The 24,568-nt window shown below is 65.8% G+C and carries 22 protein-coding genes; 5 read left to right on the top strand and 17 right to left on the bottom strand.

Going from position 1 to position 24,568, the window contains the following annotated elements:
* Window positions 1-20 precede the first annotated feature (20 nt).
* Window positions 21-878 carry an alpha/beta fold hydrolase gene (locus tag Q4S45_RS03660; protein ID WP_305509243.1) on the top strand — a complete coding sequence of 286 codons (858 nt, stop codon included), beginning with the start codon at window positions 21-23 and terminating at the stop codon, window positions 876-878.
* A 133-nt stretch (window positions 879-1,011) separates the two neighbouring features.
* Here Q4S45_RS03660 and Q4S45_RS03655 read toward each other — a convergent pair whose 3' ends face one another.
* From Q4S45_RS03655 to Q4S45_RS03645, 3 genes are all read right to left on the bottom strand, one after another.
* Window positions 1,012-1,218, bottom strand: coding sequence for an addiction module antidote protein (locus Q4S45_RS03655; protein ID WP_305509241.1), 207 nt, complete (start codon window positions 1,216-1,218; stop codon window positions 1,012-1,014).
* 219 nt (window positions 1,219-1,437) lie between these two features.
* The gene (locus Q4S45_RS03650) at window positions 1,438-1,617 is read right to left on the bottom strand and encodes a hypothetical protein (RefSeq protein WP_305509239.1); all 180 of its coding nucleotides are present in this window, start codon (window positions 1,615-1,617) and stop codon (window positions 1,438-1,440) included.
* Window positions 1,618-1,693: 76 nt separating this feature from the next.
* A complete protein-coding gene (locus tag Q4S45_RS03645; RefSeq protein WP_305509238.1) occupies window positions 1,694-2,824 on the bottom strand; it encodes a mechanosensitive ion channel family protein in 1,131 nt (376 codons plus the stop codon).
* Window positions 2,825-2,956: 132 nt separating this feature from the next.
* Between Q4S45_RS03645 and Q4S45_RS03640 the strand changes: the two genes are divergently transcribed.
* Complete coding sequence (locus Q4S45_RS03640) at window positions 2,957-3,706, top strand: SDR family oxidoreductase (RefSeq protein WP_305509236.1); 750 nt, start codon at window positions 2,957-2,959, stop codon at window positions 3,704-3,706.
* Between the two features lie 266 nt (window positions 3,707-3,972).
* On the opposite strand, the gene Q4S45_RS03635 is transcribed toward Q4S45_RS03640, so the two are convergent.
* The 9 genes from Q4S45_RS03635 to Q4S45_RS03595 form a co-directional block, all read right to left on the bottom strand.
* Complete coding sequence (locus Q4S45_RS03635; RefSeq protein ID WP_305509234.1) at window positions 3,973-4,494, bottom strand: GNAT family N-acetyltransferase; 522 nt, start codon at window positions 4,492-4,494, stop codon at window positions 3,973-3,975.
* Window positions 4,491-5,000 carry a MarR family winged helix-turn-helix transcriptional regulator gene (locus Q4S45_RS03630; RefSeq protein WP_305509232.1) on the bottom strand — a complete coding sequence of 170 codons (510 nt, stop codon included), beginning with the start codon at window positions 4,998-5,000 and terminating at the stop codon, window positions 4,491-4,493. The genes Q4S45_RS03635 and Q4S45_RS03630 overlap by 4 nt, the downstream gene beginning before the upstream one ends.
* Window positions 4,990-6,612: an AMP-binding protein gene (locus Q4S45_RS03625; protein WP_305509230.1), complete on the bottom strand. Its 1,623-nt coding sequence runs from the start codon at window positions 6,610-6,612 to the stop codon at window positions 4,990-4,992. The genes Q4S45_RS03630 and Q4S45_RS03625 overlap by 11 nt, the downstream gene beginning before the upstream one ends.
* 205 nt (window positions 6,613-6,817) lie before the next feature.
* Window positions 6,818-7,522 (bottom strand): response regulator, encoded by a 705-nt coding sequence (locus tag Q4S45_RS03620; RefSeq protein ID WP_305509228.1) that lies wholly within the window; start codon window positions 7,520-7,522, stop codon window positions 6,818-6,820.
* Window positions 7,523-7,549: 27 nt separating this feature from the next.
* On the bottom strand, window positions 7,550-12,451 hold the full coding sequence (locus Q4S45_RS03615) for a two-component regulator propeller domain-containing protein (protein WP_305509226.1): 4,902 nt from the start codon (window positions 12,449-12,451) through the stop codon (window positions 7,550-7,552).
* Between the two features lies 1 nt (window position 12,452).
* Window positions 12,453-13,622 carry a patatin-like phospholipase family protein gene (locus tag Q4S45_RS03610; RefSeq protein ID WP_305509224.1) on the bottom strand — a complete coding sequence of 390 codons (1,170 nt, stop codon included), beginning with the start codon at window positions 13,620-13,622 and terminating at the stop codon, window positions 12,453-12,455.
* Between the two features lie 173 nt (window positions 13,623-13,795).
* On the bottom strand, window positions 13,796-15,574 hold the full coding sequence (gene ggt, locus Q4S45_RS03605) for a gamma-glutamyltransferase (protein ID WP_305509222.1): 1,779 nt from the start codon (window positions 15,572-15,574) through the stop codon (window positions 13,796-13,798).
* Window positions 15,575-15,665: 91 nt separating this feature from the next.
* Entirely contained in the window at window positions 15,666-16,424 is a 759-nt protein-coding gene (locus tag Q4S45_RS03600; RefSeq protein WP_305509220.1) for a 3-hydroxyacyl-CoA dehydrogenase, read from the bottom strand.
* Window positions 16,425-16,505: 81 nt separating this feature from the next.
* On the bottom strand, window positions 16,506-16,895 hold the full coding sequence (locus Q4S45_RS03595; RefSeq protein WP_305509219.1) for a hypothetical protein: 390 nt from the start codon (window positions 16,893-16,895) through the stop codon (window positions 16,506-16,508).
* Window positions 16,896-17,040: 145 nt separating this feature from the next.
* Between Q4S45_RS03595 and Q4S45_RS03590 the strand changes: the two genes are divergently transcribed.
* Window positions 17,041-18,339 (top strand): acetyl-CoA hydrolase/transferase family protein, encoded by a 1,299-nt coding sequence (locus Q4S45_RS03590; protein ID WP_305509216.1) that lies wholly within the window; start codon window positions 17,041-17,043, stop codon window positions 18,337-18,339.
* Window positions 18,340-18,343: 4 nt separating this feature from the next.
* On the opposite strand, the gene Q4S45_RS03585 is transcribed toward Q4S45_RS03590, so the two are convergent.
* On the bottom strand, window positions 18,344-18,538 hold the full coding sequence (locus tag Q4S45_RS03585; protein ID WP_305509215.1) for a DUF1059 domain-containing protein: 195 nt from the start codon (window positions 18,536-18,538) through the stop codon (window positions 18,344-18,346).
* A gap of 74 nt (window positions 18,539-18,612) precedes the next feature.
* On the opposite strand from Q4S45_RS03585, the gene Q4S45_RS03580 reads away from it, so the two are divergent.
* Both Q4S45_RS03580 and Q4S45_RS03575 read left to right on the top strand, forming a co-directional pair.
* A complete protein-coding gene (locus Q4S45_RS03580; protein WP_305509213.1) occupies window positions 18,613-19,134 on the top strand; it encodes a thioredoxin domain-containing protein in 522 nt (173 codons plus the stop codon).
* Between the two features lie 27 nt (window positions 19,135-19,161).
* Window positions 19,162-20,223, top strand: coding sequence for a tartrate dehydrogenase (locus Q4S45_RS03575; RefSeq protein WP_305509211.1), 1,062 nt, complete (start codon window positions 19,162-19,164; stop codon window positions 20,221-20,223).
* A gap of 12 nt (window positions 20,224-20,235) precedes the next feature.
* Here the strand turns inward: Q4S45_RS03575 and Q4S45_RS03570 are convergent, their stop codons facing one another.
* The 4 genes from Q4S45_RS03570 to Q4S45_RS03555 all read right to left on the bottom strand — a co-directional run bounded on the left by Q4S45_RS03570 (window position 20,236) and on the right by Q4S45_RS03555 (window position 24,542).
* A complete protein-coding gene (locus Q4S45_RS03570) occupies window positions 20,236-20,586 on the bottom strand; it encodes a type II toxin-antitoxin system ChpB family toxin (protein WP_305509209.1) in 351 nt (116 codons plus the stop codon).
* Window positions 20,580-20,831: an AbrB/MazE/SpoVT family DNA-binding domain-containing protein gene (locus Q4S45_RS03565; protein WP_305509207.1), complete on the bottom strand. Its 252-nt coding sequence runs from the start codon at window positions 20,829-20,831 to the stop codon at window positions 20,580-20,582. Before Q4S45_RS03565 ends, Q4S45_RS03570 begins: the two co-directional genes overlap by 7 nt.
* 138 nt (window positions 20,832-20,969) lie before the next feature.
* Entirely contained in the window at window positions 20,970-22,106 is a 1,137-nt protein-coding gene (locus Q4S45_RS03560) for an IS481 family transposase (RefSeq protein ID WP_305507920.1), read from the bottom strand.
* 204 nt (window positions 22,107-22,310) lie between these two features.
* On the bottom strand, window positions 22,311-24,542 hold the full coding sequence (locus tag Q4S45_RS03555; RefSeq protein WP_305509205.1) for a sodium-translocating pyrophosphatase: 2,232 nt from the start codon (window positions 24,540-24,542) through the stop codon (window positions 22,311-22,313).
* Window positions 24,543-24,568 lie beyond the last annotated feature (26 nt).

Genomic DNA, 24,568 nt, shown 5'->3' with positions numbered 1-24,568 from the left:
TATGGGAAAGGAGCCCATTCATGAACGCACGGATCGATCGACCCATTTTCGCCAGCCCGGACTTGAGCGTTGCCACCCTCGCCTCCGGCGTCCGCATGCCCTTCGTGGTTTCCGGATCGGGAGCGCCGCTGGTGTTTGTTCACGGTTCGCTGTGCGACTACCGCTATTGGGCCGGTCAGGCCGAAGTTCTTTCGAAGCATTTCTCCTGCGTTTCAGTCAGCCTCAGCCATTATTGGCCGGTGCCGGATGGTGGCGCCGAAAGCCCGTTCAGCTGGAGCACGCACGTCGCGGAGCTCGCCGAGTTTATCGCAGGCATGGACGCCGGGCCGGTTCACCTGGTGGGTCACTCGCGCGGGGGCTGCGTCGCATTCCATCTGGCGCGCCAATATCCGGCGCTGGTAAAAACGCTGACGCTGGCCGATCCCGCGGGCCCCTTGCAGATCGACGGCGTGGCGGAAGCAGCGCTACCGCCCGCGACAATCGCCCTTCGCGGGAAAGCCGCCGGTCTGATCGAAAGCGGTGAGATTGAGGCCGGACTGGAATTGTTCGTCGATTCGGTCAGCATGCCCGGTATCTGGCGGAGGAGCTCCGCCAATTTCCGCACAATGGCAATTGCCAATGCGGCCACCCTGCCAATGCAGTTTCGCGATCCATTGCCAGCTTTTACGCGCATCGGCGCTACGGATGTGAAATGCCGGACCTTGCTGATCGGAGGCGAAAAAAGCCCCCGCATGTACCGCGACAACATCGAAAAGCTTGCGGGCTGGATCGGCCAGGTGGACAAACGATCCATTGCCGGCGCATCGCATGGGATGAACATCACGCACCCGCGGACATTTAACCGGCTAATCGGAGCCTTCGTGACCGGCGGGGACTAACGCGCGCACGACAATCTTGACGCCCGGAAGTGCGCGCAAACATCGACGGCTCTGCCGGTACCTCGTCCGCGCGGGCAGGCATGCACTGCGTCGTGGGAGGCGCGATCCGCCGCGGATTCACGATGTACGGCAGCTACAACGCTTCGCGGGTAATTCCAGCCTTCCTCGCAATCTCCGTCATCCCTTCGGCGCGCGCGATATCTCCTAGCGCCGATGCAAGCAAGCCGGCATCGTCTTCCAGGATAATTTCGCTAAGATAAGCGGCGATGGTCTCTGGGGAATCCAAAAATTCAGCGGCATCGAACTCGGGCAGGCTGTCCACCTCAATCAGATTGTTCACGGCTTTTCCCCTTGCTGCAAAATCGATTTCTTGGCTAACTTCGTTGCCTCATGAATGTTTGACGTTTGCGTCCCTTATGTGCCACCGACGAGCAGGATTATCTCGGCTCAATTTCTCACAAAGGTTGCAGCACCCGCCCAATATTTGAGCGCGCTGCGAAAATGGGGTCCGGTCCGCGGACCAGCCCCCGGCATCGAAGGTTGAGCGTTAGAAAGATGGCTAGTGCCGCAACTGCTCCCGCGGCGCAGTCAGCACGCGCTCGGTGAGGTCCGGGTCGATGCCGCGCAGCAGAAGGAATTTGCGCGCGACATCGTCGCCGAAGGCGCGCTTCATCGCGATTCCCTCATCCACCTGGCGGGCCGTTTCCGTGTCTGTGCGTGGGGCATGCTGTTCGTTCATCGCGTCCTCCCTGTCGATGAAGATTTATAACATGCTCGGCAAAGCGCACGATTGCCTGTAGGACTTCACCCGCAGATCAACGCGCCGTGTGTAACGCCGCGGCCACCGGCTTGAATGCGGCCGGCGCCCTGCCCGCCTCGCCGTCGCGCCGTTCCAGCACCAGGTGCTGCGCCGGACCGCCGCTCGACACGCCCATCTCCTCGAACGCTTCCATCGCTTCGAGCAGGATCGCCTGCTGCGTATCCATGAACTTGCCGTAGGCGGCGTCCAGCACGAAGAACACCAGCTCGAATTCCAGCGCGTCCTGCGCCACTTTCTTGAGGTGCACGCGGTCGAAGCGCACGTCCGGCTGGCGTTCGATGATCGCGCGCAGAACGCCCGGCACCTTGCGCGCCAACGCCGGCGGCGTGGACGGATCGGCCATCAGCGAGAACTGCACGCGCCGGTTCGACATGCGCTTGAAATTGCGCACGGTGTTTTTCAGCAGTTCGGCGTTGGCGATGACGATCTGCTCGCCGCTGTCGGCGCGGATGCGCGTCGTCTTCAGCCCGACGTGCTCCACCTTGCCGGAAAAGCCCGCCACGCTGATCGCGTCGCCCACCTCGAACGGCTTGTCCACCGCGATCGACAAGGATGCGAACAAGTCGCCGAGGATGTTCTGCACCGCCAGCGCCACCGCGATGCCGCCGATCCCCAGGCTGGCGACGAAGGCCGACACGTTGATACCGAGGTTGGACAGCATCGCCAGCGCGAACATCACCCACAGCATGGTCTTGATCGCCCACACCATCAGCGTGTGCGCCACCGTGGACGGCGCATCGGGATCGGCGGCATGGCGATGGAAGTAACGCTTCGCGCCGACGCTGATCGCGCGGTCCAGGTACAGCGCCAGCTGCGCGCCCAGGGCGATGAACCACAGGTGGCGCAGACGCTCGTCCCAGGGCGGCGCCAGGTCCAGCACCGTCAGGCCCACGAGCAGCGACGTGACGATGACGGCCAGGTTGCTGGTGCGCGCGAGGGTGGCCTTGAGCAGTTCCGCGGCCGGGCGGTCGGCGCGGCCGTCCTCGCCCAGCTTGCACAGGCGGCGCCGGAACAGGATCACGGCGCCATGGATGACGACGAAGCTGACCACCGCAACGACCAGTGCCATCAGCCAGTTGCCGGCGTCGATGCCGGCGAAGGGGACGAGGATTTTTTCGAATTTCAAATTGCACTCCTATACAGCTGCGACCGTCCCGAAGGATCAGGCGCTCTCGGCAGCAGGTTACAGGCTGAGCCAGAATCTCGTCTTTTCTATTCCGCAGTGCAACAGCCAGGATGCCGTGATATTCTCGGCGCCATGGCTCCTCCCCTCGTCCTCATCACCGGCGGCGGCCGCGGCATCGGCGCGGCCTGCGCGCTGCTGGCGGGCCGGCGCGGCTACACCGTGTGCATCAACTACCTGCGCGATGCCGACGCCGCGATGGCGGTGGCCGGCGCGATCGAACAGGCGGGCGGCAGCGCGATGGCGATCCAGGCCGACGTCGCACGCGAAGCAGAGGTGCTGCGCATGTTCGCCGAAATCGACGCGCGCTTCGGCCGGCTCGATGCGCTGGTCAACAATGCGGCCATCCTCGGCAAGCAGATGCGGGTCGATCAGATGGACGTGGCGCGCATCGAACGCATCTTGGCCACCAACGTGACCGGCAGCTTCCTGTGCGCGCGCGAAGCGGTGCGGCGGATGTCGACTGCGCACGGCGGCAATGGCGGCGCCATCGTCAACATCTCGTCGCGCGCCGCGGTGCTCGGTTCGGCCGGCGAGTACGTGGACTACGCCGCCTCCAAGGCCGCCGTCGACGCGCTGACCATCGGCCTGTCGAAGGAAGTGGCGGCCGAAGGCATCCGCGTCAACGGCGTGCGGCCTGGCCTGATTCGCACCGAAATGCATGCGAGCGGCGGTGAGCCGGGGCGGGTCGAGCGCTTGCAGGGATCGGTGCCGATGGGACGCGGAGGTTTGGCGGAGGAAGTGGCGGAAGCGGTGCTCTGGCTGCTGTCGGCGCAGGCGTCGTACACCACCGGCAGCTTCATCGACGTGTCGGGCGGCCGCTAGCGACAAGATGAGACGACGGCCGCGTCACGAAGCCGGGTCTGGTTCTAATGCCGTTAAGTTAAGGAGTAAATCAGCACTGCACGGAGGCGCGTCAGCTTGAAAAACCGTCGTACCCGCGCAGGCGGGTACCCATACTGAGCATGCCGACGAGGTAAAGCACGCTCAGTATGGGTACCTGCCTGCGCAGGTACGACGGCTTAACTTAACGGCATTAGGGTCTGGTCCTGCGGACCTGCCCCCCATTTTTTGAACGCGCGAGCGATCGATCAGTCCGGCGCGTTCACGCCCACCTGGCAGGCGTACAAGTGCACATCGGTGTCGTCTTCGCGGATCGTGCGTTCGAAGCTGAGCCCCAGCTTGGACAGCACGCGCGCCGACGCCAGGTTTTCCGGCATGACCAGGCCGACGATGCGTTCGAGCCGGTGCGTTCGCACGCCGTCTTGCAGCAGCGCCCGCGCACTCTCGGTCGCATAACCTTTTCCCCAGCACTCGGGCAGGAAGCGATAGCCGATGTCGACCTCCTGCAAATGTTCGACAAACTTCAAGCCGCTGAATCCCACCAGCCGTCCCGAGCTCTTCTCCACGCAGGCCATTCGCCCAAACCCATGCACTTCGTAGTGGCGCATCGGATAATTCAGCAATATCTGGCGAGCGCCTTCCACCGATGTCTGCGCAGGTTCGCCGATGTAACGCAGGACTTCAGGCATCGACACCAGCGGCAAGTAGGCCTGCGCATCGTCCAGCGTGAAGCGGCGTAAATAAAGGTTGGGTGTTTCAAGTGTAGTCATGTGGTTTTGTCGTCCGCGGCGTTCAGGTGCTGCTTCATTTGCGATAGCAGCTCTATCAGGGTGCCCTTGTCTTCGGGCGGAATGTCCTTCAGCAGGTCGGCCACCCAACCCTCGTGCACGGCCGCCATGTCGGAGAACGCGCGGCGCCCGGCCGGCGTCAGCATCACGCTGTAGGCACGGCGGTCCTTCGGGTCGGGAACGCGCACCACCAGCTTTTCCTGCTCCAGCTGGTCGGTGATGCCGGTGATGTTCCCGCCGGTGACCATCATGCGCTTCGACAGCTCGCCCATGCGCAGCCCGTCCGGATGGCGTTCGAGCTGCGCCATCAGGTCGAAGCGCGGCAGCGTGATGCCGAAGGTTGCGCGCAGCCGCGTGCGGATTTCGTTCTCGATGCGCGTCGTGCACGACAGCATGCGCAGCCACAGCTTGAGCGACTGGTGATGGTCCTGGGTCAGGCGGGTGGCCAGGTCGATATCGCGGTCCTGCATGTGGTCCTTATCCGGCATCGCCGCTGCGCAGCTTGAAGCGCTGCAGCTTGCCCGTTTCGGTGCGCGGAAGCTTGTCGAGGAAGCGCACCGAGCGCGGGTACTTGTACGGAGCGATCGACTGCTTGACGAAATCCTGCAGCGCGACGGCCGTCTCGGGCGACGGCTCGACGCCGGGCTTGAGCACCACAAACGCTTCGACCACCTGCCCGCGCTCCTCGTCGGGCCGGCCGACCACGCCGCATTCGGCCACCGCCGGATGGCGCAGCAGCGCCTCCTCCACCTCGACGCCGGCGATGTTGTAGCCGGCCGAGATGATCATGTCGTCGGTGCGCGAGCGATAGTGGAAATAGCCGTCGGCGTCCATTTCGTAGGCGTCGCCGGTCAGGTTCCAGCCGTCGACGACATAATCGCGCTGGCGCTCGTCGGCCAGGTAGCGGCAGCCGGTCGGCCCCTTCACCGCCAGGCGCCCGATCACGCCCGGGCCCACCGGCTTGCCGTCGCTGTCGAGGATGCAGGCCTGGTAGCCGGGCACGGGCTTGCCGGTCGCGCCGGGCCGCACGTCGGCGCCGGCGGCGGAGATGAAGATGTGCAGCAGTTCGGTGGCGCCGATCCCGTCGACCATCTCGAGGCCGGTCGCTTCGCGCCAGGCGTCGCGCGTCGCCAGCGGCAGCGCTTCGCCGGCCGACACGGTCTGGCGCAGGCTGGCCAGGTCGAACTTGTGCGCCAGCGGCGCCATCTGGCGATAGAAGGTCGGCGCGGTAAAGCAGATCGTCGCGCGATACTGGGCGATCGCGGCCAGCAGCGTCTCGGGCGTGAGTTTTTCGAGCAGCACGCCGGCCGCGCCGACGCGCAGGGGGAACAGCAGCAGCCCGCCCAGGCCGAAGGTGAACGCCAGCGGCGGCGTGCCGATGAAGATGTCGTCCTCGCGCGAGCCGAGCGTGTGCGGCGGGAAGCAGTCGCAGATCGCCAGCACGTCGCGGTGGAATTGCATGGTGCCTTTCGGGATGCCGGTGGTGCCCGAGGTGAAGCTGATCAGGCAGACGTCGTCGGCGGCGGTGTCGCACGGGGCGAACGGCTCGTCGTGGCGCGCCATGCGCGATTCGAGCGAGTCCGGGTCGACGGGCGCGTCGAAGTACAGCGCCGGCGGCAGGCGGTCCATCCCATCGAGTTCGGCGCGCAGGCCGGCGGCGCACAGCACAGCGTCCACTTTTGCCTTGTCGATGATCTTGCCCAGCTCGCGCGCGCGCAGCAGCGGCATGGTCGGCACGGCGATGCAGCCGCACTTGATCACGGCGAGGATGCTGGCGGCCATGGTCGGATTGTTCGCGCCGCGCAGCAGCACGCGGTTGCCGGGCACGAGTCCGAGGTCGCGTCGCAGCACGTGGGCGATGCGGTCCACCCGCGCCGTCAGCTGGGCGTAGGTCAGGGTTTCGTGGGCGCCATAGACGGCGATCCGTTCGCCGCGGCCGCGCGCGACCGCCGCGTCGAGCAGTTCGGCAACGCAGTTCAGGCGCTCGGGGTACTGCAATGCGGGCAGGTCGAAACGGAATTCGGGCCACTCCTCGGGCGGCGGCAGGTGCGCGCGCGCGAAATCGTCCTGGTGGGCGGAAGGGCTCAGTGCTGCGGGCATCACGCTTGTCATGGTCGCCTTGGATTGAGGTATCGGTCAGACTGGCTGCTGGCGAATACTTTAATTCTAAACAATCACAACATCAAGCTTATTCTGGACACGGGAAGCGTTACCGCAAAATGGGGTCAGGTCCGCAGGACCAGACCCCGATAAATCCCGCGACGCTGGAATGCCGGGGTCTGGTCCTGCGGACCTGACCCCATGCTCAGTCTTGCAGCTTGCGCACGCGCTCTGTCTGCTGCCCCACCGCCTCGCGCGCCGCGCCGAGCGCCGACTGGATGCGTGGCCCGTCGATCTCGCCCTGCGCCAGCGCCTGCAGCCGCGCCGCCGCGCCTTCCAGTCCCAGCGTCACGCACCCCGCGTGCAGCTTGTCGATCCGCGCCCGCACCTCGCCGTCATCGGCCGCGGCCAGCTCGTGCGCCGCCGCCGCGAGCTGATTCTCGAAACCCGCGAGATAGGCCAGCAGCCGCGCGCTGTCGATGCCGAGGCGCTGCATGGTGGCCGGCGGGCTTTCGGCCGCGTCGTCCATCCGCGGCCGCAGTCCCGCCAGTTGCGCAAGCACCAGGTCCTGCTCGAAGGGCTTGACGATGTAGCCGGCCGCTCCCAGGCTGCTGGCCTGCGCCATCGTCGCGTGGTCGTTGGCCGACGACGCCAGCACGAAGCGCATGTCATCGAGCGCGGGTTCCGCCTTGACGCGCGCCAGCAGCGCCATGCCGTCCATATTGGGCATGCGCAGGTCGCAGAAGCAGATCGACGGCCGCAGCCCTTCCTGCAGCTGGCGCCAGGCCTCCGCTCCGTCCTCGGCTTCGAAAATTTCGTACGCGCCGCAGCTGTCGACCAGGTGCATCAGCACCATGCGCGACACCACGTCGTCGTCAACCACCAGCACCTTCATCGCGTCTCCCGTCATCCGGTTCGATTATATCGGCTGGCGCGTTCAGGCAGCGCCATCTTCGAACCGGTCGAGCAGCCGGCGTAGCCGCGGCATGGCGGCGCCGATCACTCCCCACTGGCGCTGGTCGGCGGCCAGTTCGAGCTCGCCGCACAGCAGGTGCAGTTCGGTCGCATCGAGGTAGGCGGCACTGCCCTTGAGCCCATGCAGCACGCGCGCCGCGGTGTCGTGGTCCTGGTCCGACAGCGCCTGCTCCAGCTGCGCGCGCCGTCCCGGCAGGTCGCCGGCGAAGGCGCTGCGCAGGCGCGCCTTCAGGTCGGTGGTGCGGCGCCCGGCGTTCTGCGCCACCGCCACCGCCAGCGGCGTCGGCCCGGTCAGCACGCCGAACATCGCATCGAGGTCCGCGATGCCGGGAGCGCCGGCCGGCGCCGCGGGCATCGTGGCCAGGGCGACGCCGCGCGCCAGCTGGCGTTCGATCGCACGGCTCAACTGATCGTGCAGCGCCGCCTCGTCGATCGGCTTGGACAGGAAGTCGTCCATGCCGCTTGCCAGGTAGCGCGCCCGGTCTTCTTCGCTGGCGTTGGCGGTGAGCGCGATGATCATCAGGTCGCGATCGCGCACCGGCGCCTCGGGCGGGCCGCCGGCGCGGATGATGCGCGTGGCGCTGGCGCCATCGAGCTCCGGCATGCGCCCGTCCATCAGGATCAGGTCGTAGCGGGTGCGCGCGCAGGCCGCCAGCGCCAGCTGGCCGTTGTCGACGATGTCGGCCTGGTGACCCAGCTCCTGCAGCATCATGCGGATGATGATCTGGTTGGTCGGGAAGTCCTCGGCGCACAGCACGCGCAGACGGTGGCTGTGCGGCGCGCGAGGCGCAGGCTCGACCACGGGCGGACGCACGCCGTCGGCCAGCGGCAGCACGAAGCTGAAACAGCTGCCCGCGCCCTCTTCGCTTTCCACGCCGATGGTCCCGCCCATCAGCTCGACCAGCTGGCGGCAGATCGCCAGTCCCAGACCGCTGCCGCCGTAGCGCCGCGTGGTGGTGCTGTCGGCCTGCTCGAATTTCTGGAACAGGCGCCCCAGCGCATCGGATGCGATACCGATTCCGGTGTCCTTGACCGAAAACCGTATCATGTTGATGTTCGGCCGCGCCGGGTCGGCCGGCAACGCCTCGACCTGCACGCTGACGCTGCCGCGCTGGGTGAATTTGAAGGCGTTGCCGACCAGGTTGACCAGCACCTGGCGCAGGCGCGTCGGGTCGCCCACGACGAAGCGCGGCAGGTCCGGCGCCAGCTCGATGTCGAAGCCGATGCTGTGCGCCGCGGCCTGCTCCTCGAACAGGCTGACCACGTGTTCCAGCGTGGCCGACAGCGCGAAGTCGATGTTCTCGATGGTCAGCTTGCCCGCCTCGATCTTGGAGAAGTCGAGCAGGTCGTTGATGATCGCCAGCAGCGCCTGGGCGTTGGCCTGGCCGCGCAGGATCTGTTCGCGGGTGCCGTCATGCAGCCGGGCGTCGCGCAGCGCGAAGCCGAGCATGCCGATCACGCCGGCCAGCGGGGTGCGCATCTCGTGGCTCATGTTGGCCAAAAATTCCGACTTCTGGCGCGTCGCATCCTCGGCGCGCTGCTTGGCCAGGCGCAGGCGCTCATCGTTGTCCTGCAAGGCGCGGTTGGCCTGCGCCAGTTCGTCGGTGTTCAGGCGCACCCGCTTTTCCATCTCTTCGAGCTGGCGGTAGGCGCGCGCATTGTCCAGCGCGACGGCGGCGTGCGCGGCCAGCGTCTGCAGCATGTCGAGGTGCACGCGCCGGTACGCATTCTTCTCGATGCTCTGCACGCACAGCACGCCCATCACGCGCTCCTTGACGATCAAAGGCACGTACATCGTCGACATCGCCACCGAGGAGGCGCTGCCGTCGGCCCGGGGAACATGGGCCAGCGGGCCGGGCGCCGGGTGTTCGATGTAGTTGTCGTATTCGGCCTCGATGTCGTTGATGAACACCTCGCGCCGGTGCGTCAGGCACCACACCGCCAGCTGGTTCGGCTGGTCCACCGGGCGCGTGTAGCGCGGCGAGCGCATGCCCTGGTCGATCGCGAACGGGAACTCGATGACGCCGAGGTCCTCGCGGTAAATGCCGATGCCGAAGATGCGCGCATCCATCAGGTGCTGGACGTGGCGGTACACCGTATCCATGATCGTTTCCATGTCGAGCGTGGCGGTCAGTTCGCGGCCGATCTCGGACAGGATCGAGATGTTGCGGTGGGCCAGTTCGACATTCTCCTTCTGCAGCTCGACTTCCTCCTTCTGGCGCTCGGCGTCGCGGCGGCGCTGCTCGGCTTCGGCGCGCTGCGATTCGGCTTCGACGCGGCGCATGTCCAGTTCGAGCTTCTGGCGTTCGAGCAGGCGGTTCTGCTGGCCGATTTCGGCGGTGCGCGCGTGCACCTGCTGTTCGAGCAGGTCCTTCTGGCGCCGCAGCCCGCGCATGCGGAAGCGAAAAGCCGCGTAGGCGCTGCCCAGAACGAACATGCCCATCATCGTGCGGAACCACCAGGTCTTCCAGAACGGCGGCCGGATCACGATCGAGAGCGTGGCGCCGGACGCGCTCCAGACGCCGTCCTTGTTGGCCGCCTTCACCTTGAAGGTGTAGGTGCCCGGATCGAGGTTGGTGTAGGTCGCAAAGCGCCTGGAGGCGTCGGTGGCGACCCAGTTCTCGTCGAACCCGACCAGCTGGTAGGCGAAGCGGTTGCGCTGCGGCGCGGCGTAGTGCAGCGCCGAAAATTCGAGCGAGAACACCGAGTCGGCGGCGTCGAGCGTGATCTCGGAGGCGTGCTCGATCGGCCCTTTCAGCAGGCCGGGATGGACCTGCTGCACCGGCTTGTTGAATACCTGGAAGCCGGTGATCACCGCGCGCGGCGCAATCAGGTTGTCGCTGATGGCGCGCGGGTGGAAGGCGGTGATGCCGTTGAAGCCGCCGAAGTACAGCGTGCCGTCGCGCGACTTGAACGCGGAGCCGTCGAAGTAGGCGCCTTCGATGGTGCCGTCGGCGCCGTTGTAGGTGCGCCACTTGCCGGTGGCCGGGTTCAGGCGCGACAGGCCGGTGGTGGAGCTGACCCAGATGTTGCCGTCATCGTCTTCCAGCATCGCCGCCACCGCGTCGTCGGCCAGGCCGTCGGCGGAAGAATAGCGCTTGAACTTCACCCCGCCCCGGTCCTGGATCATCTTGTTCAGGCCACCCGCGGTGCCGACCCAGATGTCGCCCCGGTGGTCCTCCAGCAGGTAGTGCACCTCGTCGTGGTTAATGCTGGCCGGGTCTGCCGGATCATGGCGGAAGTGGCGGAACTTGCCGGTGGCGCGGTCCAGCAGGTCGAGCCCGTCGAAGGTGCCGATCCACAGCTGTCCGCGGCGGTCCTCGAGAATGGTGCGCGCGACGTTGTCGGCCAGGCTGTCCGGGTCGGCCGGGTGGTGCTGGTAGGTCCTGACCTTGCGCGTGGCCGGATCGAGCCGGTGCAGGCCGCCGAGCGACGAGATCCACAGCACGCCCGCGCGGTCGGCCAGCATGCCGCGCACGGTTTCGCCGGCCGGGTCGCCGGCCGCCAGCAACTGGCGCGTGAAGCGTCCCTTGGCCGGGTCGAAGCTGGTGACGCCGGAGCGCCCGCCGGCCCACAGCACGCCATTGCGGTCGAGCGCCAATGCATTCACCAGCGCGTCCGACAGGCTGTTCGGATTGTCCGGGTCATGGCGCCACACTTCGGTCGTGGCGGTGACCGGATCGTAGCGGTCGATGCCGTCGTTGGTGCCCAGCCACACCTTGCCGGCGCCGTCGCCGACGATCGCGCGCACCTTGTTGTCCGACAGCGCGCCCTGCCCGCCCGCCTGCCTGACGATGCGGGTGAACCCGCCGCTGCCCAGGTCGACCCGGCTCACGCCCGCGTACCAGGTGCCCACCCAGAAAGTGCCGAGACGGTCGCGAAACATCGAAGAGACGTAATTGTCGGCCAGGCTGTGGCCATCGCCCGGCTGGCTGCGGTAGTTTGCAAAGCGGCGCAGCTGCGGCAGCCAGCGGTACAGTCCATCGTCGTGGGTGCCGGCCCAGATGGTGGCGTCGGCGTCCTGGAACAGCACCGTCACCTTGCTGCGCGCAACGCCCTCCGCGGGGCCGAGCAGGCGGCGCGCGGCCGGGCCGGCCGACGGCTTCCACATCTCCAGCCCGTCCAGGCTACCGATCCACAGCGTCTGGTTGGCGTCGGCCAGCAGCGCCGAGACGGTATTGAGCTTGGCGCCGCCGCCGGCCACGGCGTGATGCTCGAACCCGCGCGCCCCCGGAGCCAGGCTGTCGAGGCCCGAGTCGGTGCCGATCCACAGGCGCCCGCCGGCGTCGAGCGCCAGCGCGTTGACCTTGTCGTCGGCCAGGCTTTGCGGCATGCCGGCGACGTGGCGCCACACCTTGAAGGCGCCGGTCTTCATGTCGAAGTGCTGCAGGCCGTCGGCGGTGGCGATCCACAGTCCGTCCTTGCCGTCGTCGAGCAGCGCGTGGATGTGGCGGTTGCCGTTGCCGCGCTTGACCGGCTCCTGCGGATCGTAATGGGTGAAGGTCTGGGTCTCGGGATCGAAGCGGTCGAGCCCCCCGTCGGTGCCGATCCAGAGCCGGCCGACGCTGTCGATGTGCAGCACGCGCACCCAGTTGTTCACCAGGCTGGCGGGATTGCCGGCCTCGTTGCGATAGGTGGTCACGCGGTAGCCGTCGAAGCGCGACAGGCCCGACTGGCTGCCGAACCACATGAAGCCGTCGCCATCCTGGATGATCGCCAGGATCGATTCCTGCGCCAGTCCGTGTTCGACCGACAGCTGCTCGAAGCGCAAGCTGCGCGCCGGCGCCGCATGGGCGCCGGCGGCGCACAGCAAGGACAAGGCCAGCAGCAGCGCGGCGCACAGGCGGAGGGGATGAAACGTCATGCTAGTCCCCGAAAAAAGCCAGCACGTCGGCCGCGCGCGCGTGGGTGTCGCGCTTGCCCAGCTCGATCAGTTCGCGCGTGAAGCTCGACTCGAACAGCAGGTAGGACGCCAGCGCCGAGCCGCGCGCCTCGGTGGCGCCGATCCCCGACAGCAGCGCGCGCACCGGCCCGGGCAAGCTGGCGACGTGGCGCGCGGCGATGTCGTCGAGGCGCTCGGACGGCGCGATCACCAGCAGCTCCACCGGCTTGAGGGTCGTCTTCGCATGGTGCTCGGGCGGCATCATCGACAAGGTGGCGTTGATGCGGTTCAGGCGCTCGACGTCCACGGCCAGGCTGTCGAGGAAGATCGACGACATCGCGTGGCCGGCGATTTGCGCCAGGCTCGGATAGCGCGCAGCCTGCGGCGCGCTGCGCACCGGCTCGTTCATGCGGCCGGCGCCGACCACCAGCACCCTGGTGGCGCCAAGGTGGATCGCCGGCGAGATCGGCGCCAGCTGGCGCATCGAACCGTCGCCGCAGTATTCCTGGCGCCCGCCCAGGTACAGCGGCACGGCCGGAAAAATGAAGGGGATCGCCGACGACGCCAGCAGGTGCTCGACGCCGATCTGGTCCTGCATCGCCACGCGCTGCATGCGGATCCACGGCGCCACCTCGACCGCGCTCTGGTAGAAGGTGATGTGGTGGCCGACCGTGTACGACGAGGCGGTGACGGCGACCGCGTGCAGCAGCCCTTCGGACAGCGCGGCGTCGAGGCGCGGCAGGTCGAGCATGCGGTGCAGCAGGCCGGCCAGCGGCGTGTTGTCGAGCAGCGAACTGGGAGGCGCCGCGCGCCATTTGCGCAGCAGCCAGCCGAATGACAGCAGCGACAGCCAGCGCGCGCCCGAGCGCAGTACGCCGATCGAATCGGCGCGGTAGACCTGTTCGGCGGTGAAGTTTTCCCATACGTCGAGCAGCGCCTGGACGCCCTCGCCGAAATTGTCGGCGCGGCAGGCCAGCGCGGTGGCGTTGATCGCGCCGGCGGAGGTGCCGCAAATGATGTCGAACGGATTGCGCGCCGGTGACCAGCCCTGTTCCCACAATAGTTGGGAAATCGCCTGGAGCACGCCCACCTGGTAAGCGGCGCGCGCCCCTCCCCCGGTCAGAATGAGTCCGGTTTTTTCTTGTATTCCCATGCTGCAAGATTAGCAGGGAGTGGGGTTGCCCGGCTAGCAAAAGTTACAAAACCGGGGACACGTTTTTCCGCTTGTCGTTCCTGGGCTCGGCGCCCCCCTTGGCAGGAACCTATACCGACTTCGCGTTGCTCAGCATGGGTTCCTGCCTGCGCAGGAACGACAGCCAAAGGAAGTCAGTCGCCTTTGGCCACGCCTTCGCGGCGCGGATCGGCGCCGCCGAACCAGAAATCCTGCCCGTGGATCGACAGGCGCTGGATGCCGTGCAGCCCGGAGTTCTGCTCGGTCAGGCGCACCGTGTGCCCGCGCGCCTTGAGCGCGTCGATGGTCGCCGCGGGGAAGCGCCGCTCTTCCAGTTCGGTCGGGCCGTTCTTGCTGCCGAAGTTGGGCAGCGCGATGGCCTGCTGCACGTTCAGGTTCCAGTCCAGCGTCCCCACCAGCACCTTGGCGACGTAGTTGATGATCGCCGGCCCGCCCGGCGAGCCGACCGCCAGCACCAGCTTGCCCGTGCCCTTGTCGAACACGATGGTCGGCGACATGGCGCTGCGCGGCCGCTTGCCGGCCTGGACCCGGTTGGCGATCGGGCCGTCCTTGTCCACCGAGTCGAACGAGAAGTCGGTCAGCTGGTTGTTCAGGATGAAGCCATCGACCATCTGGCGCGAGCCGAACAGATCTTCCACCGTGGTCGTCATCGACAGGCCGGCGCCGTGGCTGTCCACCACCACCAGGTGCGAGGTGGACGGATTGTCGATCGCGGTGTCGGCGCCCCACGCCACGTCCATGCCGGGCGGACGGCCGGCGGGCGCGACGCCCATCGACTTTTCGCCGATCAGCATGGCGCGCTGGGCCAGGTAGTTCTTGTCGATCAGGCCTGGCACGCCGCGGCCCGGCAGCGGCACGAAATCGGTGTCGGCGGCGTAGCGGTTGCGGTCCGCGTAGGCCAGTCGCCCCGCTTCGGTGAACAGGTGCAGCGCCTCGGCGCCAGGCACTTCGCCGGCCGCCGGCGCCAGCGCGCGCATGTCGCGCGTTTCGAGAATGCCGAGCATCTGCGCCACGGCGATGCCGCCTGACGACGGCGGCGGCATGCCGCACACGGTCCACGCGCGGTAGTCGCTGCACACCGGCGTGCGCAGTTTGGGCTGGTAGCCGGCGATGTCGCTCGCCGTCAGCTTGCCGGGATTGGTCGGATGGGCCGCCACCTTGGCCGCGATGTCGCGCGCGATGTGGCCGGTGTAGAAAACATTGGCCCCGCCCTGGGCGATCTCGCGCATGGTCTTCGCCAGCGCCGGGTTCCTGAGGATGTAGCCGATCGGACGCGGGTTCATCTCGGCGTCGTAGAAATACTTCGCGGCCACCGGGTCCTTGCGGATGTGCTGGTCGAACATCAGCAGGCCGTTCAGGCGCTGGCTGACCGCGAAGCCGTGTTCGGCCAGGCGGATGGCCGGCTCGAACAGCGTTTTCCACGGCAGCTTGCCGTGCTGCTTGTGCGCCAGTTCGAGCATGCGCAGCACGCCGGGCGCGCCGACAGAGCGTCCGCCCACCACGCCGGCCACGCGCGACAGCGGCGTGCCGTCGGGATTCTGGAACAGGTGTTCGTCGGCCGTGGCCGGCGCGGTCTCGCGGCCGTCGAAGGCTTGTACGTGCTTGCCGTCGTAGTACATCAGGAAGGCGCCGCCGCCGATGCCCGACGATTGCGGCTCGACCAGCGTGAGCACCATCTGGGTCGCGATCGCCGCGTCGATGGCGGTGCCGCCTTTTTTGAGCATCTGGTAGCCGGCGTCCACGGCCAGCGGATTGGCCGCGGCCACCATGTACTTCTTCGCGGCCCAGCCGGTCTTGTCCTGGAAGGCGGTGGCGACTTCCGGCGCCTCCTGCGTGGTCTGCGCCCGCGCGGGCAGGTGGGCAAAAGCGCCCGTCAGCGCGGCCGCAAGGGCCAGCGTCCTCAAAGTAATCATCGAATCTCCAACAGCGGCTGTAAAAAATCGGGGCCAGATCCATCGGACCTGACCCCAGCTGTTGGCATCCTACATCAAATTGTGCAAACGTTTACTTCGGCTGCATGCGGATCGCGCCGTCCAGGCGGATCGTTTCGCCATTGAGCATGGTGTTTTCGATGATCGTGCGCGCCAGGTGGGCGTACTCGTTCGGACGGCCCAGGCGCGGCGGGAACGGCACCATCTTGCCCAGCGCGTCGCGCACTTCTTCCGGCATCCCCATCAGCATCGGCGTCTCGAAGATGCCCGGCGCGATGGTCATCACGCGGATGCCGCTGCGCGCCAGGTCGCGCGCCATCGGCAGGGTCAGGCCGACCACCGCCGCCTTCGACGAGCCGTAGGCCGCCTGGCCGATCTGGCCGTCGTAGGCCGCGACCGACGCGGTGTTGATGATGATGCCGCGCTCGCCCGACTCGCCTGCTTCGGTCTTGCCCATTGCGTCCGCCGCCAGGCGCGCCATGTTGAAGGTGCCGACCAGGTTGATGTTGACGGTGCGCTGGAAAACGTCCAGCGGATGCGCGCCGTCCTTGCCGACGGTCTTCACAGCAGGCGCGACGCCGGCGCAGTTGACCAGGCCGCGCAGCGTGCCCATTTCCTGCGCCGCGGCGACGACCGCCATGCCATCGGCTTCGGAGGTGACGTCGCACTTGACGAAGCGGCCCTTGAGTTCGGCGGCCAGCGCGGTGCCGGCTTCGACCTGCACGTCGGCCAGCACGACCTTGCCGCCGGCTTCGACGATCATGCGCGCGGTCGCGGCGCCGAGGCCGGATGCACCACCGGTGATGATGAAGACATTGTCCTGAATTTGCATGGATTTCCCCTGAATGTTCGATTTAACGTTTACGTAAACGTCAACCTGCAGGATTGTAGCGAACTTTGCGCCGGACAGCGACTAAAAGCACTGGGCGTTCACCAGGCCCTTGTTGCACAGCTGGCCCTGCGGGCCGATCAGGGTGGTGCCGATGCCGCCGTTGAAGCGGTTGCCGTTGGTGTCGGTGCAGCCGGCGCCGTCGCAGCTGTTCATGCGCACCGGGCCGGGGATGGGCTGCGACAATGGTGCGGAGGGCCGGACTTCGAGGACGGGGCGATAGGGTTCGGTCACGATGCGCGGGGTCGGCTCGATCACCTGCTGAACCGAGCGGCGCTTGAGCGGCTTGCGCTTGGGCGGCGGCTTGACCTCGGGGACGGCAGAGCGCTCTGGCGCGGGCGCGGGCTCCTGTTGCGCATAGGCGCAGGTGCAAGCGATCAGCAAGGCGATCAGGGCGGGCTTCAGGGTGTTCATGATTCCAACATTAGCACTTTTGGGGGAAATGGCGCGCACCCGCAACGTCAAAATGGGGTCAGGTCCGCGGGACCAGACCCCGGCCGCCGAGTAAGCCCGGGGTCAGTTTCCTGCGTTAGTATTTCCCCATAACGAGGAGACGGCGATGCAAACGGCACACCAGCTGTACCAGAGCAAACGCATGGGCGCGGCCGACGCGCTCGACCTGCTGCGCGACGGCGACATGATCATCGTGCCGACCGGCGTGGGCGAGCCGCCCACCCTGCTCACCGCGCTGTCCGAGCAGCGTTGCCGCTTCAACGACATCAAGGTCGCGCAGATCCTGGCGATGCGCAAGTTCGGCTATTTCGACAGCGAAACGGCCCACCACGTGCGCCATGCCGCGCTGTTTTTCGGCGGCGCTTCGCGCGCTGGCGGCCAGGCCGGCTGGTGCGATTTCATCCCGAATTATTTCTCAGAGATTCCGATCCTGATCGAGCGCGGCCTCATGCCCGCCGATGTGGTGTTCGCGATGGCGTCGAGCATGAACGAGCAGGGCTTCTTTTCCGTCAGCCTCGGCACCGACTACACGATGGCGGCGATCGCAAAAGCGCGCGCGGTGGTGTTGGAGGTCAATCCCAACGTGCCGTTCGCGCACGGCCAGTGCCACGTGCATGTGTCCCAGGTGCATGCACTGGTCGAGAACGATGAGCCGATCCTCGAGGTGGGACTGCCAAAGATTGGCGCGGTGCAGGAGCCGATCGGCAAGTATGTGGCGGACATGATCGAGGACGGCTCGACGCTGCAGATCGGCTACGGCGGCATTCCGGACGCGGTGGTGATGCAGCTGACCGCCAAGCGCGACCTCGGCGTGCACACCGAGATGATCGGCGACGGCATCCTGACCCTGATCGAGGCGGGCGCGGTGACGAACCGCAAGAAGACGCTGCTGCCCGGGAAGATGGTGGCGACCTTCGCGCTCGGTTCGCGCAAGCTTTACCAGTTCATGCACCACAACCCGATGCTCGAGATGCATCCGTCGAACTTCACCAACGATCCCTACAACGCTGGGCTGAACGACAAGCTGGTGTCGATCAACGCCAGCCTGCAGGTCGACCTGCTGGGCCAGTGCGGCTCAGAGAGCATCGCCCACCTGCCCTACTCCGGCACCGGCGGCCAGGTCGATTTCGTGCGGGCGGCCAACCGCTCGCGCGGCGGCCAGTCCTTCATCGTGCTGCCGTCGACCGCCAAGGACGGCGCCGTCTCGCGCATCGTCCCCATGCTCACGCCCGGCACCCACGCCACCACCAGCAAGAACGACGTCAACTACGTGGTGACTGAGTTCGGCGTGGCTCAGCTGCGCGGCAAATCAGCCCGCCAGCGCGCGCGCGAACTGATCGCCATCGCCCATCCGGACTTTCGCGCCGAACTGCGCGCGGCGGCCGACAGGATGTGCGTGTTCTGAGCAGCTAGGCCGGCGGCGTGCCGGTGTGGATCGCCTTGGTGAGCGCCTGGCGAAATTCCGGCGTGTCCTGGTGGCCGTGTACGCTGACGGCGTGCTGGACCGCCACATCCATCAGCTCTTTCTCGGTGTCGGCGGCGATTGTCACCGAGCACTTCGACTCGCTGGGAACCTCGCGGCAGTCGATGTATTTGCGTGTCATGATAAACCTCCAAAAATGGCGGGTTCGGGCTTAAAGTATACGCAACGAAGGCGCGACTTCAAGGGAGGCACAACATGAGTCCGACAGTTTCGATTCATCACGACGACCACATGCAGGGCAGCAAGGACGCCGGCATCGTATTGGTCGAATACGGCGATTACCAGTGCCCGTTCAGCAAACAGGCGCACGCGGCGGTGAAGGACCTGCAGCACCGGCTGGGCAGCCAGCTGTGCTTCGTGTTCCGGCCGTTCCCGCTGACCGGCAAGCACCCTTACGCCGAAGTGGCGGCCGAAGCAGCGGAAGCGGCGGCGGCGCAGGGCCGCTTCTGGGACATGCACGACGCGCTGTTCGCGCTGCAGGAGCGATTCGAGCCGGCGCTGATCCCGGTGCTCGGCGCGCGCCTCGGGCTCGATGTCGACATGCTGCAGCTGGACCTGGCGAGCCGGCGCTTCATGGACCGCATCGAGCAGGTCGCGGCCGGCGGCACTCACCTCGGCGTGGTCGAAACGCCGGCCTTCTTCGTCAACGGCGAGCGCCACTCGGGGGAGTCGGACGAAATGTCGCTGGTGTCGGCGATTATGCGATTTGTTGCATAATTAAAGGTCACTCTCGAAAGGAAGCGCATGAAGACCCACCGCATCGCGGTACTGGCCGGCGACGGCATCGGCAAGGAAGTCATGCCCGAAGGCCTGCGCGCGGTGCAGGCGGCGGCGGAGCGTTTCGGCATCGGCCTCGAATTCACCACCTTCGAGTGGGCCAACTGCGACTACTTCGAGGAGTATGGCCAGATGATGCCGGACGACTGGTTCGCCCAGCTGTCGGGATTCGACGCGATCATGTTCGGCGCGGTCGGCTGGCCACAAAAGGTGCCGGACCACGTGTCGCTGTGGGGTTCGCTGATCAAATTCCGGCGCGAGTTCGACCAGTACGTGAACCTGCGCCCGGTGCGCCTGATGCCCGGCGTGCCCTGCCCGCTGGCCAACAAGAAGCCGGGCGACATCGATTTCTACGTGGTGCGCGAAAACACCGAGGGCGAATATTCGGCCGTCGGCGGGCGCAGCTTCGAAGGCACCGAGCGCGAAGTGGTGATGCAGCAGGCCGTGTTCAGCCGCCACGGCACCGACCGCATCCTGAAGTACGCGTTCGAGCTGGCGCAGCGCCGGCCGAAGAAGCACCTGACGTCGGCCACCAAGTCGAACGGCATCTCCATCTCGATGCCGTACTGGGACGAGCGCGTGGAGACGATGGCGCTTTTCTACCCGGACGTCCGCTGGGACAAGTACCACATCGATATCCTGTGCGCGCGCTTCGTGCTGTCGCCGGAGCGCTTCGACGTGGTGGTGGCGTCGAACCTGTTCGGCGATATCTTGTCGGACCTGGGGCCGGCGTGCACGGGCACGATCGGCATCGCGCCGTCGGCCAGTTTGAACCCGGAGCGCAAATTTCCGTCGCTGTTCGAGCCGGTGCACGGATCGGCGCCTGACATCTACGGCAAGAACATCGCCAATCCGATCGCGATGATCTGGTCGGGCGCGATGATGCTGGATTTTTTGGGCCACACGGAAGCGCATGATGCGATCGTGCGGGCGCTGGAGAAATGCCTGGTGGAGGGGCCGCGGACGCCGAATATGGGCGGGACGGCCAGCACCACCGATGTGGGCAAGGCGATCGCCGCGGCGATTTGAAACGCGATCCAGCTATTCAAGTATTGCGCGCAAGCGCGCCAAGGCATCTTCAACGACAAATTCCGGCGCGACCTCGATCTTCTTCCCGTGCCGCGCCGCGAGGTCCAGGGTGCGCACCATATTAACCAATGCCACTCCCTGCGTCTCGGTGCCGGAACCGGACAATGGCACCGCGAAGCCGGCATAGCGGGCGAAATCGCCTCCTTGCGTAATCGGAGCAACCAACGCCACTCCCATCAGGTTGAAGGCCGCGGGAGAGAGCACCAGTACCGGGCGAAAGTCGCCTTGCTGTTCATGCCCGAAGGTCGGATTCAGGTTCACCCGAACGATGTCACCCCGATTGAAGCCCTGGCGCCTCACCATGCTTCGTGGCCTACCCGCTCGATTGCATCCCACTCCGCCAGATCCGCAGGCGGTTCCGCGGTCAGATCGCACTGCGCCATCAAGTCGGACAGTGCATAGCTCTTGCGCGCAGGGCGCAGCATCATGCCGTCCGGTTTCACATCGACGACCAGTTTATCGCCAAGCGATACACCTATCTGCGTCAGCAAGGCAGATGGGAGTCGGACCGCCGCGCTATTTCCCCATTTTTGGATCGAGAGTTCCATGAAGTGCCTCCAATGTAGAGACATTGTATATTCACGACAGTCTCAGTTCAAGCGTAAAAGTGGGGTCAGGTCCGTGTATGGCCGGGGGACATGGGTAACACTTTGTCGGGGGACATGGGTTACACATGAAGTTCGATTTTAGGCGGTTTTTCTAAGGTCGAGCGTGCGAATTTTCTGGCTGCAGTAGAAGACGTCCATGACTCCATCAATAGCGGACTGACGCACCGCCACGGGCTGTCCTTTCAATCCCTCGCCGATAAAGTGTTCGTCGCTGTTGTATTTGATCCGGCCGGTGCGCCGCACCATGCGCACCTCGTCTTCGGGTTCGTACTCAATCGTGGGCAATGACTCCGGATAGGCGCGGCCGCTGACCGAATACCGGGAAACGGGGGGACATTGCCCTAAGGCTTGGTGGGGCCGAATAAGGTTGTACTCGTCGCGCCAGCGATCAAAACTGGCTTGGCAAAGCTCAATCGAGTTGAACCCGTAGCGCTCCAACAATTCGCGCTTTAAGGTGCGGTGAAACCGCTCGTCCTTGCCTTGCGTTTGCGGATGGTATGGCGTGCTGTGGCCGACGCGAACACCGAGTCGTATCATCCAGGCCTCCAGGGCCGACACAGTCCCGCGTCCGGCAGTTCCCCACGGCGGACCGTTATCGCAGGTGATCCGCTGAGGTAAGCCATACTTCCTGAATGCCTGGATCAAGGCAGTCTGTACCTGCTCGCCAGACTCTGCGGAACAGGCGATCAGGCAGATATTAAAGCGCGAATGGTCGTCGAGAACGGTCAACGGGTGACAGCGTCTGGCAGCAGCGTCAGTGAGCGGGAAATGACCTTTGAAGTCCATTTGCCAAAGCAGGTTCGGCGCTTCGTGTTCAAACCTGCTCAACGCAAGCTTGCCAGGGTTGGTCAAAGGGACCAACTCGCAGCCATTGCGCCGAAGGATGGAATCAATCGTGGAGTGGTGAAGGTCGGGAAACCCGTCTGGCAGAAGCGCCTTCAGTTTACGCGCCCCCCAGCAAGGATACGCACGATGCAGGTCGACGATCGTCGCTTCAACATCTCTGCTGCTTCGCCCTGGCGAGTTGGAAGGACGGCGTGAACGGTTTGCCAAACCATCGACGCCGCCTAATTCATGGCGCTGCAGCCATTTGTAGCCAGTCTTCCTGCTTATGCCGAACGCCGTACAAAGCGCTGAGATATTGGCGTCGTGAGCTTGGGCCAACCGCACAAATTCAAGCCGTGAGGACATCTGAGAACACTCCATCCAAGGCATCGTACGCTCCACATTTATCGGAAAGTACGATGATGATAAAAGTGTTACCTATGTCCCCCGACAAAGTGTTACCCATGTCTCCCTACAAAACAGTCCGCTGGACCTGACCCCGGTTTTGATGCTGGCTGCCGAATCGCCGCAGCGTCGATTCAGGCTGCGGCTAGAATTGCGGGGTCAGGCCCGGCGGGCCTGACCCGACTTCAATTACTTCAGCGGCTTCGGCTCCTCCGTCTCGCTCTTCGGCATCGGCTTCGTCGGATCCGTCGCCGGCGCGACTTCAGGCGCCAGCGGCTTCGGCTCGGCCGTCTCGCTGGTCGGCATCGCCATTGGCGCGACGACAGGCGCTGGCGCCACGGCCGGCGCATGCACCGCGGCCGCAGGCGCCGTCACCGCAATCCAGCCAGTCGCCGGCAGCAGCGGCACCAGCAGCAGCGCGACGATGTTGATGATCTTGATCAGCGGGTTCACCGCAGGACCTGCCGTATCCTTGTACGGGTCGCCCACCGTGTCGCCGGTCACCGCGGCCTTGTGCGCCTCGGAGCCCTTGCCGCCGAAATTGCCGTCTTCGATGTACTTCTTGGCGTTGTCCCACGCACCGCCGCCGGTCGTCATCGAGATCGCGACGAACAGGCCGGTGATGATGGTGCCCATCAGCAGGCCGCCCAGCGCCATCGGTCCGAGCAGCATGCCGACCACGATCGGCACCAGCACCGGCAGCAGCGACGGGATGATCATTTCCTTGATCGCCGACGCGGTCAGCATGTCCACCGCCTTGTCGTACTCCGGCTTGCCGCTGCCGTCCATGATGCCCTTGATGTCGCGGAACTGGCGGCGCACTTCCACCACCACGGCGCCGGCCGCGCGCCCCACCGCTTCCATCGCCATCGCGCCGAACAGGTAAGGAATCAGACCGCCGATGAACAGGCCGACGATGACCATCGGGTTGGCTAGTTCGAACGAGACGACGTGGCCGGCCGACTCCAGCGCGTGCGTGTAATCGGCGAACAGCACCAGCGCGGCCAGGCCGGCCGATCCGATCGCATAACCCTTGGTGACGGCCTTGGTGGTGTTGCCGACCGCGTCGAGCGGATCGGTGATCGCGCGCACCGAGTCGGGCATGTGCGACATCTCGGCGATGCCGCCGGCGTTGTCGGTGATCGGACCGTAGGCGTCGAGCGCGACGATGATGCCGGCCATCGACAGCATCGAGGTGGCGGCAATCGCGATGCCGTACAACTGGCCCATCTGGTAGGACGCGAGGATCGCGGCGCACACCGCCAGCACCGGATACGCGGTCGACTTCATCGACACGCCCAGGCCGGCGATGATGTTGGTGCCGTGGCCGGTGGTCGATGCTTCGGCGATGTGGCGCACCGGATGGAAATCGGTGCCGGTGTAGTACTCGGTGATGTAGACCATCAGGCCGGTGAGGACGATGCCGACCAGCGCGCAGCCCATCATCTTCATGCGCATGTCGGGAGCCCACATGTACCAGGTAACGGCGGCGAAACCAATCAGCGACAGGCCGGCAGCCCACCACAAGCCGGTGTACAGCGCCGACATGATTTTCTTGCCCGGCTTGGCCTTGACCAACGCGCAGCCGACGATGGAGCCGATGATCGACACGGCGCCGAGCAGCAGCGGATAGAGCATGGCGGTGCCCGTGTCGGCGCCCATAAACGTCAAGGCGCCCAGCAGCATGGTGGCGATCAGCGTGACCACGTAGGTCTCGAACAGGTCGGCGGCCATGCCGGCGCAGTCGCCGACGTTGTCGCCCACGTTATCGGCGATCACCGCCGGATTGCGCGGGTCGTCCTCGGGAATGCCCGCTTCGACTTTTCCCACCAGGTCGGCGCCGACGTCGGCGCCCTTGGTGAAAATGCCGCCGCCAAGACGCGCGAAGATCGAGATCAGCGAGGCGCCGAACGCCAGGCCGATCAGCGGCTTGATGATGTCATGCGCGGACAGCGCGCTGCCGGCCGCCTGCGCGGTCAGCATCCAGTAGAACAGGCTCACGCCCAGCAGGCCCAGGCCGACCACCAGCAGGCCGGTGATGGCGCCGCCCTTGAAGGCCACGTCGAGCGCGTCGTTCATGCTGCGCGTGGCCGCCTGCGCGGTGCGCACGTTGGCCCGCACCGACACGTTCATGCCAATGAAGCCGCAGGCGCCCGAGAGCACCGCGCCGATCAGAAATCCGAATGCCGTCTGCCATCCGAGGAGGACGAAGATGGCGATGAACAGCGCCACGCCGACGATCGCGATGGTGCGATACTGGCGCGCGAGGTATGCCGCGGCCCCTTCCTGGATCGCCTGGGCGATCTCCTGCATGCGCGCGTTGCCGGCATCCTGCCGCAGGATCCAGCTGCGCGACCACAATCCGTACACTACTGCGATGACACCACATACGACTGCATAAATCAGTGGATTTGCTACCATTTCGTCCCCTTAGTTTTCTTATCAAG

It is taken from the genome of Massilia sp. R2A-15 (genome assembly GCF_030704305.1).
Classification (GTDB): domain Bacteria; phylum Pseudomonadota; class Gammaproteobacteria; order Burkholderiales; family Burkholderiaceae_D; genus JAFCUW01.
This window is presented reverse-complemented; position numbering and strand designations above follow the sequence as displayed.

Excerpts from the sequence above, each read along its gene's own strand:
- Q4S45_RS03660 (WP_305509243.1), top strand. The coding sequence starts at position 21 with ATGAACGCACGGATCGATCGACCCATTTTCGCCAGCCCGGACTTGAGC.
- Q4S45_RS03650 (WP_305509239.1), bottom strand. The coding sequence starts at position 1,617 with ATGAACGAACAGCATGCCCCACGCACAGACACGGAAACGGCCCGCCAG.
- Q4S45_RS03640 (WP_305509236.1), top strand. The coding sequence starts at position 2,957 with ATGGCTCCTCCCCTCGTCCTCATCACCGGCGGCGGCCGCGGCATCGGC.
- Q4S45_RS03635 (WP_305509234.1), bottom strand. The coding sequence starts at position 4,494 with ATGACTACACTTGAAACACCCAACCTTTATTTACGCCGCTTCACGCTG.
- Q4S45_RS03630 (WP_305509232.1), bottom strand. The coding sequence starts at position 5,000 with ATGCCGGATAAGGACCACATGCAGGACCGCGATATCGACCTGGCCACC.
- Q4S45_RS03625 (WP_305509230.1), bottom strand. The coding sequence starts at position 6,612 with ATGCCCGCAGCACTGAGCCCTTCCGCCCACCAGGACGATTTCGCGCGC.
- Q4S45_RS03620 (WP_305509228.1), bottom strand. The coding sequence starts at position 7,522 with ATGACGGGAGACGCGATGAAGGTGCTGGTGGTTGACGACGACGTGGTG.
- Q4S45_RS03615 (WP_305509226.1), bottom strand. The coding sequence starts at position 12,451 with ATGACGTTTCATCCCCTCCGCCTGTGCGCCGCGCTGCTGCTGGCCTTG.
- Q4S45_RS03610 (WP_305509224.1), bottom strand. The coding sequence starts at position 13,622 with ATGGGAATACAAGAAAAAACCGGACTCATTCTGACCGGGGGAGGGGCG.
- ggt (WP_305509222.1), bottom strand. The coding sequence starts at position 15,574 with ATGATTACTTTGAGGACGCTGGCCCTTGCGGCCGCGCTGACGGGCGCT.
- Q4S45_RS03600 (WP_305509220.1), bottom strand. The coding sequence starts at position 16,424 with ATGCAAATTCAGGACAATGTCTTCATCATCACCGGTGGTGCATCCGGC.
- Q4S45_RS03595 (WP_305509219.1), bottom strand. The coding sequence starts at position 16,895 with ATGAACACCCTGAAGCCCGCCCTGATCGCCTTGCTGATCGCTTGCACC.
- Q4S45_RS03590 (WP_305509216.1), top strand. The coding sequence starts at position 17,041 with ATGCAAACGGCACACCAGCTGTACCAGAGCAAACGCATGGGCGCGGCC.
- Q4S45_RS03585 (WP_305509215.1), bottom strand. The coding sequence starts at position 18,538 with ATGACACGCAAATACATCGACTGCCGCGAGGTTCCCAGCGAGTCGAAG.
- Q4S45_RS03580 (WP_305509213.1), top strand. The coding sequence starts at position 18,613 with ATGAGTCCGACAGTTTCGATTCATCACGACGACCACATGCAGGGCAGC.
- Q4S45_RS03575 (WP_305509211.1), top strand. The coding sequence starts at position 19,162 with ATGAAGACCCACCGCATCGCGGTACTGGCCGGCGACGGCATCGGCAAG.
- Q4S45_RS03570 (WP_305509209.1), bottom strand. The coding sequence starts at position 20,586 with ATGGTGAGGCGCCAGGGCTTCAATCGGGGTGACATCGTTCGGGTGAAC.
- Q4S45_RS03565 (WP_305509207.1), bottom strand. The coding sequence starts at position 20,831 with ATGGAACTCTCGATCCAAAAATGGGGAAATAGCGCGGCGGTCCGACTC.
- Q4S45_RS03560 (WP_305507920.1), bottom strand. The coding sequence starts at position 22,106 with ATGCCTTGGATGGAGTGTTCTCAGATGTCCTCACGGCTTGAATTTGTG.
- Q4S45_RS03555 (WP_305509205.1), bottom strand. The coding sequence starts at position 24,542 with ATGGTAGCAAATCCACTGATTTATGCAGTCGTATGTGGTGTCATCGCA.